The sequence below is a fragment of the Nonomuraea rhizosphaerae genome (genome assembly GCF_019396405.1).
Taxonomy (GTDB): Bacteria; Actinomycetota; Actinomycetes; order Streptosporangiales; family Streptosporangiaceae; genus Nonomuraea; species Nonomuraea rhizosphaerae.
In genome coordinates this window covers 1-9,046 of sequence record NZ_JAHKRL010000350.1, presented here as the reverse complement: position 1 = coordinate 9,046, position 9,046 = coordinate 1, and the positions used below count along the sequence as shown (strand labels likewise).

The 9,046-nt window shown below is 70.9% G+C and carries 9 protein-coding genes and 1 tRNA gene; 5 read left to right on the top strand and 5 right to left on the bottom strand.

What is annotated here, in order from left to right; all coding sequences use genetic code 11:
* Both KME77_RS17635 and KME77_RS17630 read right to left on the bottom strand, forming a co-directional pair.
* A partial coding sequence (locus KME77_RS17635; protein WP_504739332.1) for a serine/threonine-protein kinase occupies window positions 1-862 on the bottom strand: 862 nt, incomplete at its 3' end.
* A gap of 36 nt (window positions 863-898) precedes the next feature.
* Window positions 899-1,492 carry a GNAT family N-acetyltransferase gene (locus KME77_RS17630; RefSeq protein WP_219468666.1) on the bottom strand — a complete coding sequence of 198 codons (594 nt, stop codon included), beginning with the start codon at window positions 1,490-1,492 and terminating at the stop codon, window positions 899-901.
* A gap of 107 nt (window positions 1,493-1,599) precedes the next feature.
* Here KME77_RS17630 and KME77_RS17625 point away from each other — a divergent pair, with 107 nt between their 5' ends.
* From KME77_RS17625 to KME77_RS17615, 3 genes are read left to right on the top strand one after another with little or no spacing between them, the layout of a single operon-like run.
* Window positions 1,600-2,802 carry an acyl-CoA dehydrogenase family protein gene (locus KME77_RS17625; protein WP_219468663.1) on the top strand — a complete coding sequence of 401 codons (1,203 nt, stop codon included), beginning with the start codon at window positions 1,600-1,602 and terminating at the stop codon, window positions 2,800-2,802.
* Window positions 2,799-3,959, top strand: coding sequence for an acyl-CoA dehydrogenase family protein (locus KME77_RS17620; RefSeq protein WP_219468660.1), 1,161 nt, complete (start codon window positions 2,799-2,801; stop codon window positions 3,957-3,959). Before KME77_RS17625 ends, KME77_RS17620 begins: the two co-directional genes overlap by 4 nt.
* Complete coding sequence (locus KME77_RS17615; RefSeq protein ID WP_219468656.1) at window positions 3,956-5,002, top strand: acyl-CoA dehydrogenase family protein; 1,047 nt, start codon at window positions 3,956-3,958, stop codon at window positions 5,000-5,002. Before KME77_RS17620 ends, KME77_RS17615 begins: the two co-directional genes overlap by 4 nt.
* A 25-nt stretch (window positions 5,003-5,027) precedes the next feature.
* Here the strand turns inward: KME77_RS17615 and KME77_RS17610 are convergent, their stop codons facing one another.
* Complete coding sequence (locus KME77_RS17610; RefSeq protein ID WP_219468653.1) at window positions 5,028-5,645, bottom strand: TetR/AcrR family transcriptional regulator; 618 nt, start codon at window positions 5,643-5,645, stop codon at window positions 5,028-5,030.
* A 161-nt stretch (window positions 5,646-5,806) separates the two neighbouring features.
* Between KME77_RS17610 and KME77_RS17605 the strand changes: the two genes are divergently transcribed.
* The gene (locus KME77_RS17605; protein WP_219468650.1) at window positions 5,807-6,577 is read left to right on the top strand and encodes a nuclease-related domain-containing protein; all 771 of its coding nucleotides are present in this window, start codon (window positions 5,807-5,809) and stop codon (window positions 6,575-6,577) included.
* An 11-nt stretch (window positions 6,578-6,588) separates the two neighbouring features.
* Here the strand turns inward: KME77_RS17605 and KME77_RS17600 are convergent, their stop codons facing one another.
* Together KME77_RS17600 and KME77_RS17595 are read right to left on the bottom strand one after the other, a co-directional pair.
* Window positions 6,589-7,956, bottom strand: a complete 1,368-nt coding sequence (locus KME77_RS17600) for a vWA domain-containing protein (protein ID WP_219468647.1) — start codon at window positions 7,954-7,956, stop codon at window positions 6,589-6,591.
* Between the two features lie 35 nt (window positions 7,957-7,991).
* Window positions 7,992-8,831, bottom strand: a complete 840-nt coding sequence (locus KME77_RS17595) for an AAA family ATPase (protein ID WP_219468644.1) — start codon at window positions 8,829-8,831, stop codon at window positions 7,992-7,994.
* 102 nt (window positions 8,832-8,933) lie between these two features.
* On the opposite strand from KME77_RS17595, the gene KME77_RS17590 reads away from it, so the two are divergent.
* Window positions 8,934-9,007, top strand: a tRNA-Lys gene (locus KME77_RS17590).
* The last annotated feature ends 39 nt before the right edge of the window (window positions 9,008-9,046 follow it).

Genomic DNA, 9,046 nt, shown 5'->3' with positions numbered 1-9,046 from the left:
GCCCCGCCGGCCGGCCGGTGACCAGCTCGTCCCGGCCGGCCCGCCGCCGCGTGTCGGTCCCGTCGGCGGCCATGCCGACCAGGCGCAGGAACACCTCCGGCACCAGATCCTGCTCGGCCCGCCCCAGCCCCAGGTACAGCGCCTCCGCCCGCGCGCCCAGCGGCGGGTCGTCCACGGGCTCGGGCGGCAGCAGCCGCCCCTGCTGCGACTGCGGCACGTCCAGGAGCGACATGAGCAGCTGGCGGGCGCTCGGCCGCCGGTCGGGGTCGCGGCGCAACGCGGCCAGGACAAGCTCACGCAGCGGCCGGTCGAGCCGGTCGAGCGGCCGCTCCGACTCCAGGGGCGAGGAGGGGCCGTACGCCGCGAACACCAGCAGCCTGCCCCAGTCCCGCACATCCCCCGCCGCGCCGCCCCCGTCAGCGGCCGATCCGCCGGCGCCCCGTCCATCAGCCCCGAGCCCGACGATCCGCGGCCCCTCGGACCCGAGGATGACCTGCCGGGGCCCGAGCCGCCCGTGCGCCGCCCCCGCCTCGTGGATCGCCGCCAGCGCCGTCGCCGTGGACGCCGCCAGCCGGTACAGGTCGTCCCCGCCGTACGGTCCGCGCCGCCCGACCACCTCGCCCAGCGTCGGCCCGCAGACGTGCTCGCTGACCAGGTAAGGGGCGTCCCCGTCGAGACAGGCGTCCACCACCCGGGCCACCGACAGCGAGCGCACTTGCATGGCGTGCTTGACCGGCCCGGCCTGCCCCTCGGCGTCCCGCAGCAGCGTGAGCGCATACCGGACGCCCGACTCGTCGTAGGCGTCGTGCACGACACCGCCGAGCCGGGAGCCAAGCCAGTAGCCCCCCAGCCGGTCGGTCATGCGCCCCTTTCGGCGGATTTTTCGGCTAAATCTCGGCTACGTCGTCAGGCGAGCTCGATGCTGCGGCCACTCCTCTTCGAGGATGCCGAAATACACCGTGTCGCGCCAGGTGCCGTCCGGACGCTGCCGCTGCCGCCGCAGCGTCCCCTCGTGCACCCCGCCGATCCGCTTGATCGCCGCCTGCGACCGCTCGTTGAGGATGTCCGTCTTGAGCATGACCCGGTTGTAGCCCAGCTTGTCGAAGGCGTGGTCGATGAGCAGCAGCTTGCAGCTCGTGTTGACGGCCGTACGCCAGACCTCCCTGCCGTACCACGTCCACCCGATCTCGACGCTCTGGTCGAAGCCCGGCACGTCACAGTACGTCGTCCAGCCGACGGCACGCCCGGCCGACTCGAACGCGACCGACTTGAGCACGACCGCGAAGGGTATGTGCCTGTCGTCGGAGATGAGGTGCCCCGCGACCTCCGCCAGTTCGGCCTCGTTCCGGGGCGCGCGGACGGGCAGGTGGCGCCAGACCTCCGCGTCGCCGCCGCCGGCCAGGAACAGGTCCGGGACGTGGCCGAGGGTGAGCGGCTCAAGGCGTACGACGTCGTTCTCGAGGACGACGGGAGAGGGCATCGTGGCGGTCATGGCGGCCACACTAGGTCAGGCCCGGAATCACGATTATGGCCACCTGTCCAGTTTTCCGGAGAGCCACCTGTCGACAGGCATACCGGCCGGTCGGTAGGGTCGGAGGCATGGACTTCGCCTTCGACAGCGTCACCGAGGACCTGCGCGAGCGCCTGCTGCGCTTCATGGACGAGTGCGTCTACCCGGCCGAGACGGCCTTCGAGGAGCAGGCGGCGACCAGCGGCTGGAGCTCCCCGCCACTGCTGACCGACCTGAAGGACGAGGCCAGGAAGCGCGGCCTGTGGAACCTGTTCCTGCCCGGCGACCACGGCGCGGGCCTGACGAACCTCCAGTACGCCCCGCTCGCCGAGATCATGGGCCGCAGCCCGCGCATCGCCCCCACCGCGACCAACTGCGCCGCGCCCGACACCGGCAACATGGAAGTCCTGTCCATGTTCGGCAACGAGTGGCAGCGCAAGGAGTGGCTGCAGCCGCTGCTCGACGGGGAGATCCGCTCGGCGTTCGCGATGACCGAGCCCGACGTGGCCTCCTCCGACGCCACGAACATCGCCACCTCGATCGTCCGCGACGGCAACGAGTACGTCATCAACGGCCGCAAGTGGTTCATCTCCGGCGCCATGAACCCCAACTGCAAGATCTTCATCCTGATGGGCAAGACCAACCCGGACGCGCCCAAGCACCGCCAGCAGAGCATGGTGCTGGTCCCGCGCGACACGCCGGGCATGAACATCAAGCGCGGCATGCACGTGTTCGGCTACACCGACGCCGACCATGGCGGCCACGCCGAGATCGTCTTCGAGGACGTACGGGTGCCCGTCGACAACCTCATCGGCGAGGAGGGCGGCGGCTTCGCCATCGCCCAGGCCCGGCTCGGCCCCGGCCGGATCCACCACTGCATGCGCCTGATCGGCATGGCCGAACGCGCCGTCGAGCTGATGTGCCGCCGCGCGCTGGAGCGCACGACGTTCGGCAAGCCAGTCGCCCAGCAGGGCGTCGTCCAGGACTGGATCGCCGAGTCCCGCATCCGGATCGAGCAGCTCCGGCTGCTGGTCCTCAAGACCGCCTGGCTCATGGACACCGCCGGCAACCAGGGCGCCCACACCGAGATCCAGGCCATCAAGATCTCCACCCCGATCACCGTCGAGTGGATCCTCGACAAGGCCGTCCAGGTCCACGGCGCCGGCGGCGTCTCACAGGACTTCCCGCTCGCCGGGCTCTGGGCGGGCGCCCGCTCCCTGCGCCTGGCCGACGGCCCCGACGAGGTGCACAAGCGCTCCCTCGCCTACCGCGAACTGAAGAGGTACATGTGAACGAAGCGGACATAAAGGACCGCGTGAGTGCGTTCCTGGCGGCGAACGACCCCTCCGACCGGCCGGCGTTCCTGCGGGCCAGGTACGACGCCGGGCTGGCGTGGGTGGCCTATCCCGAGGGCCTGGGCGGGCTCGGGGCGCCGCGTGACCTGCAGCAGGTCGTCGAGCGGGAGCTGGCCCACACGCCCCAGCTCAACACCGGCGTGCAGGGCATCGGCCTGGGCATGGCCGCGCCGACGATCCTGGCGTTCGGGACGCAGGAGCAGAAGAGCCGCTTCCTGCGCCCGCTGTGGACCGGTGAGGAGATCTGGTGCCAGCTCTTCAGCGAGCCCGGCGCCGGGTCCGACCTGGCCACGCTGGGCACCAGGGCGGTCAGGGACGGTGACGAGTGGGTCGTGGACGGCCAGAAGGTGTGGACGTCGGGCGCGCACCACTCCCGGTGGGGCATCCTGGTCACCCGTACCGACCCGGACGTGCCCAAGCACCGCGGCATGACGTACTTCATCTGCGACATGCACGCTCCGGGCGTCGAGGTGCGGCCGCTGCGGCAGATCACGGGTGAGGCCGAGTTCAACGAGGTGTTCCTGACGGGCGTGCGGCTCTCGGACGACCTGCGGCTCGGCGAGGTCGGCGAGGGCTGGCGGGTCGCGCAGACCACGCTGATGAACGAGCGCGTCGCGATCGGCGGCGCCCCCGTACGGCGTGGCGGCGGCATGATCGGCCCCGTGCTCGACACCTGGCGTGAGCACCCCGAGCTGCGCACCCATGACCTGCACCAGCGGCTGCTGGCGCTGTGGGTGGAGACGGAGGTGACCCGCCTGTCCGGGGCGCGGCTGCGCGAGCAGCTCGTCGCGGGGCAGCCGGGGCCCGAGGGGTCGGGGATGAAGCTGTCGTTCGCCAAGCTGAACCAGGCGCTGTCGGGTCTCGACGTGGAGCTGCGGCGCGACCTCGGCTACGACGACTGGACCTTCCGCCGCTCCGAGGACGTCGACTTCTACGGGCGTGGCGCGGGCTACCGCTACCTGCGCGCCAAGGGCAACTCGATCGAGGGCGGCACGTCGGAGATCCTGCGCAACATCATCTCCGAACGGGTGCTCGGCCTGCCCTCCGAGCCCCGCATCGACAAGGACGTGCCCTGGAAGGATCTGCCGCGATGACCCTCCTTTACGGCGAGGTCGAGGAGGAGCTGCGCGCCGCCGTGCGCGGGCTGCTCGCCGACCGCTGCCCGCCCGCCTCGGTGCTCAAGCGCGTCGAGTCCGACCCGTACGACCCGGACCTGTGGAAGACGCTGGCCGGGGAGATCGGGGTGGCGGGGCTGCTCATCCCCGAGCAGTACGGCGGGGCCGGCGCGACGGCCAGTGAGGCCGGGGTGGTGCTGGAGGAGCTGGGCCGGGGTGTGGCGCCGGTGCCGTTCCTGACCAGCGCGGTGCTGGCGACGCGGGCGCTGGTGGCGGCCGAGGCCGGTGAGCTGCTGGCCGGGCTGGCGGAGGGGCGGACGACCGCGGCCCTGGCGGTGTCGTTCGCCGCCTCGCCGTACGCGCCGTGGCGCGGGTCGTCGGTGAGCGTGGACGGCGGGACGCTGTCGGGCGGCGTCTCCGGTGTCGCGGGCGCGGACGTGGCCGACGTGCTGGTGGTGCCGGTCGGCGGCGAGCTGTACGAGGTGGAGGGCGCCTCCGTCGAGGTGGTGCCGTCGCTGGACCTGACCCGGCCGGTCGCGAACGTCACGTTCACCGGGGCCTCGGCCCGGCTGCTGGGGCCCTGCGACCTGGCCGAGGTGCTGCGGCACGGCGCCGGGCTGCTGGCCTCGGAGCAGCTCGGGGTGGCCGAGTGGTGCCTGGAGACGACGCTCGCGTACGTCAAGGAGCGGCACCAGTTCGCCCGCCCGGTCGGCTCGTTCCAGGCGATCAAGCACCGGCTGGCGGACCTGTGGCTGGACGTGGTCAGGGCGAAGGCGGCCGCCAGGGCCGCGGTCGCCGACGCGGACGCGGTGACGGTGGCCGTGGCCCAGTCGTGGAACGCCGGGGTGGCCGTGCACGCGGCCGAGGAGGCCCTGCAGTTGCACGGCGGGATCGGGATGACGTGGGAGCACCCCGTACACCTGTATCTCAAGCGGGCGAAGGCGTCGGAGATGGCGTTCGGCACGCCGGGCGACCACCGGGAGGCGCTGGCGTCGCTGGCCGACCTGCCGGGGCCCGCGTAGATCCCCGTAGAGGCCCCCGTAGAGGTCAGTGGGGCGGTTCGGCGCCCAGTGAGGTGAGCAGCAGGTCGGCGAAGTGCTTGCCCACCTGGGCGCCGGTCAGCGGCCCGTCCGTGTGGTACCAGGTGCCCAGGTGGTGCACCGAGCCGAAGAAGTAGTCGACGACCAGCTCGGCGGGCACCCGCTCGCTGAACACGCCCTGCCGCTGCCCCTCCATGACCAGGTCGCGGAAGCGCTCGTGGTAGCGGCGGCGTTCGGCGCGCACGGTCTTGCGGGTCTCGGGCGCGAGCAGGTGCATCGAGAGGAAGAAGATCTTGGAGTCGTCGAGGTTCGCGGTGGTGGTCTCGACGACGTCGGCCGCCACCGCGTGCAGCCGCTCGGCGACCGCGCCGGGGCCGTCGGCGATCTGGGTCAGGCGTTCCATCTGCATGCGCAGCACCCGGCCGTAGATCTCGTGCAGGAGATCATCCTTGGAATCGAAATAGTGGTACATGGCGCCCTTGGTGACACCGGCGGCCACTACGATCTCCTGTACGGAGGTGCCCTCGAAGCCCCGCTCCGCGAACAGACGGGTCGCCTCGCTGAGCAGCCGCCTGCGTACCGGTTCTTCCTTCACTACGTCCCCCTCGGTCCCGGTTGACAGCATACCGACTGGTCGGTTGACAGTCATCGGGGATGGTACTTAGGGGGTGCTAGTTCCGTCACCTTAGGATCCCCTTGCTTGCAGTGGGGTATTAATTGTGTTGGCGAGGGATCTTCGGTGTGGCAGATCCTGTTTGGTTACCCAACACATTCGGGGAGTTTGCCGTGCCCGGTGGCTCTATCTACGTGACGCAGGACGAGAAGTACACTGGGGCATCGCCGCAGTGGTGGTACGAGAAGTTCTGGCGGGAGGACGCCAAGAACCGTCAGCGATCAAGGGCGATCAAGGCGGGCGTCGGCTTCGCGGCGGGCATCGGCCTGGCACTCAGGTTCGACCTGTCGCTCGTCCTCTTCTGGGCCGCGCTGGGCGCGGGCATCGTGGCGGGTGTCGACTGGTACCTGGCCTGGCGCTCGTTCCACGCCACCGCGGTCTGGCGCGGCAGGCGCCGCGGCGAGGTCATCACCGGCAGGGTGCTGCGCCGTTCGCTGCGCAAGCTCGGCTACAGCGTCCTGGACGGCCGCGCGATCAGGGAGCAGGCCTCCATCGACCACCTCGTCATCGGCCCCGGCGGCGTATGGGTCATCGACAACGAGTCCTGGAGCCCCGACACCGAGATCGCCGAGTACGGCGGGAAGCTGTTCTTCGGCGAGAAGTACGGCAAGAAGGACGCCGACGCCCTGATCGCCACCGGCGCGGCCTTCGCCGAGCTGCTCACCCGCGAGACCGGGATCGAGGTGTCGATCACGCCGGTGCTCGCCGTCCACTGCGGCATGCTGCCCCGCGGCGGCCAGCTGACCTCCGAGGGCGTCACGCTGATCAAGCCCGGTCTGGTGGGCAAGCGCATCAAGGCGACCTCCGGCCAGGTGTACGACGAGGCGCAGATCGAGCTGCTCACCCGCACGGCGGCCCGGGAGCTGCAGCGGCAGCGCTCCTGACCCGGGGCGCGTTACGCCAGTTCCTCGATGAACGCGGTGAGCTGGGCGACGTTGCGGCACTCGTACATGGGCACGACCGTCCCGTAGTCGGTCGCGATCGAGTCGCCCGTGTCCCACTGCTGACGTGGCTCCGGGTTCAGCCAGTACGCGTGCCGGGCCTTCGCGCTCAGCGCCTTGAGCGTGTCGAGGGCGGGCGGCTGGTAGTTGGACCTGGCGTCGCCCAGGATCAGCAGCGACGTCTTGGGGCCGATCGCGTCCCCGTACCGCTCGGCGAACTTCTCCAGCGAGTAGCCGTAGTTCGTCCGCCCGAAGCGCACCATGTCCGACTCGTTGGCCAGCCGCGTCATCGCCTCCACCACGTCCGCGCCGGGCACGAAGAAGCGGGTGATCTCGTCCACCGTGTCCACGAACCCGAACGCCCGCACCTTGGTGAACTGCTCCCTCAGCGCGTACGTCAGCAGCAGCGTGAAGTGCGCGAACGACGAGACCGAGTCGCTGGTGTCACAGAGGATCACCAGCTCCGGCTTGTGCGGCCGGGGCGGCTTGAAGTGCGTGGTCAGCGGGACGCCGCCGCTCTGCAACGACGCCCGCATGGTCCTGCGGAAGTCGAGCCGGCCCCGCCTGCCCTTCCTGTGCTTGATCGTCAGCCTCGCCGCCAGCCGCCTGGCCAGCGGGTACACCTCCCTGCGCAGCCGGGCCAGGTCCGCCTTGGTGATGCGCAGGAAGTCGAGCTGGTCCAGCGGAGGGCGTACGGCGGAGCGGGCGATGCGCTCGACGCCCGAGTCCTCGGCGATCCTGCGGCGCACGTCGGTGGCGACGGCCTCCTCGAAGTCGCGGATGCCGTCGTTGACCCGCCGCCGCACCGTCTTCTCGGCGAGCCCGCCGCGCTCCTGGCCCGCCAGGGCCTCCTGGAGGATGCGGGCCATCAGCGTCTCGGGGGACAGGGCGCGCAGGACGCTGTAGGAGAACCAGTTCTGGCGGCCGGGGCCGGCCGGCTGCCGCCCGAACCTGCCCACCATCACCCTGGCGAACTGCCGCATCTCCGCCTCGCTGCCACCGGCCAGCAGCCTGGCCAGCTCCTCACGCAGCTCGTCGCGCCCGGCTGTCTCCAGGTCGGGGCCCGAGCCGGGGTCCTTAGCCGTGGCCAGCCCGGTGATCGTGGCCGGGAACCACAGGTCGAACAGCATGTCGAAGCCGGGCCGGTAGGCGGGCTTCTTCACCAGCGTCGCCGCGTACGCCGCGCGCAGCGACTCCCGCTCGGTCAGCTCGATCACCCGCAGCGCCCGCGCCGCGTCCAGCCCCTCGGCCAGCGACACGGGCACACCCGCCTCACGCAGCGCGTGCACGAACCCCACATGCCTGTCGACCAGGTCACCCATCCGACAGCCCTCGCTCCCCGCGTCCGCCGGCCGGGTCACCCATTCGACAACCCCAGTTCCTTCACCGCCCTGACCTGGTCGGAGGCGTGCTTGAGCACCACCCCGAGCGTCCCGGCGACGGTCGCCTCGTCCAGCTCCTCCCGGCCCAGGGCCAGCAGCGTGTTGGCCCAGTCGACGGTCTCGGCCACCGACGGCGCCTTCTTCAGCTCCAGCGCCCGCAGCGTGGCCACCGTCCGGGCGAGCCGCTCGGCCAGGTCGGCGCGGATCGTCGGCACCTGGCTGAGCACGATGTCGCGCTCGCGCTCCGGCGTCGGGTACTCGATGTGCAGGTACAGGCAGCGCCGCTTCAGCGCCTCCGACAGCTCGCGGGTCGCGTTGGAGGTCAGCACCACGTACGGCTTGCGCGCCGCGCTGATCGTGCCCAGCTCCGGGATCGTCACCTGGAAGTCCGACAGCAGCTCCAGCAGCAGCCCCTCGACCTCCACGTCCGCCTTGTCCATCTCGTCGATGAGCAGCACGGTCGGCTCGCTCGCCCGGACCGCCTTCAGCAAGGGCCGCTCCAGCAGGAACTCCTCGGTGAAGATGTCGTCGTCGTCACTCGTCGCCTGGATGCGCAGCAGTTGCTTCTTGTAGTTCCACTCGTACAGCGCCCTGGCCTCGTCCAGCCCCTCGTAACACTGCAGCCGGATCAGCTCGGCCCGGGTCGCCATCGCGACGGCCTTGGCGAGCTGCGTCTTCCCCACCCCCGCCGGCCCCTCCACCAGCAACGGCTTGCCGAGGGCGGCAGCGAGGAACACCGAGGTGGAGATGGCGTCGTCGGAGAGGTAGCCAACGGCGGCGAGCCGCTGACCCACGTCGGCGGGCGAGTCGAACATCGATGCTCCTGTCTGGTCGGCGTGGGTGGCCGAACTTTATTCTAGCTGGCGGGGGTATCGATTCGACCAGGATGCTTAGTGCCGGTATATTCCTCTCTGCAAGCGCCGCTAGCTCAGTTGGTCAGAGCAGCTGACTCTTAATCAGCGGGTCCGGGGTTCGAGTCCCTGGCGGCGCACCTGGCGAAAAGGCCGCCGGCTCTCACGAGCCGGCGGCC

Coding starts and splice junctions, on each gene's coding strand:
- KME77_RS17610 (WP_219468653.1), bottom strand. CDS start 5,645: ATGCTGTCAACCGGGACCGAGGGGGACGTAGTGAAGGAAGAACCGGTA.
- KME77_RS17630 (WP_219468666.1), bottom strand. CDS start 1,492: ATGACCGCCACGATGCCCTCTCCCGTCGTCCTCGAGAACGACGTCGTA.
- KME77_RS17595 (WP_219468644.1), bottom strand. CDS start 8,831: ATGTTCGACTCGCCCGCCGACGTGGGTCAGCGGCTCGCCGCCGTTGGC.
- KME77_RS17600 (WP_219468647.1), bottom strand. CDS start 7,956: ATGGGTGACCTGGTCGACAGGCATGTGGGGTTCGTGCACGCGCTGCGT.
- KME77_RS17615 (WP_219468656.1), top strand. CDS start 3,956: ATGACCCTCCTTTACGGCGAGGTCGAGGAGGAGCTGCGCGCCGCCGTG.
- KME77_RS17625 (WP_219468663.1), top strand. CDS start 1,600: ATGGACTTCGCCTTCGACAGCGTCACCGAGGACCTGCGCGAGCGCCTG.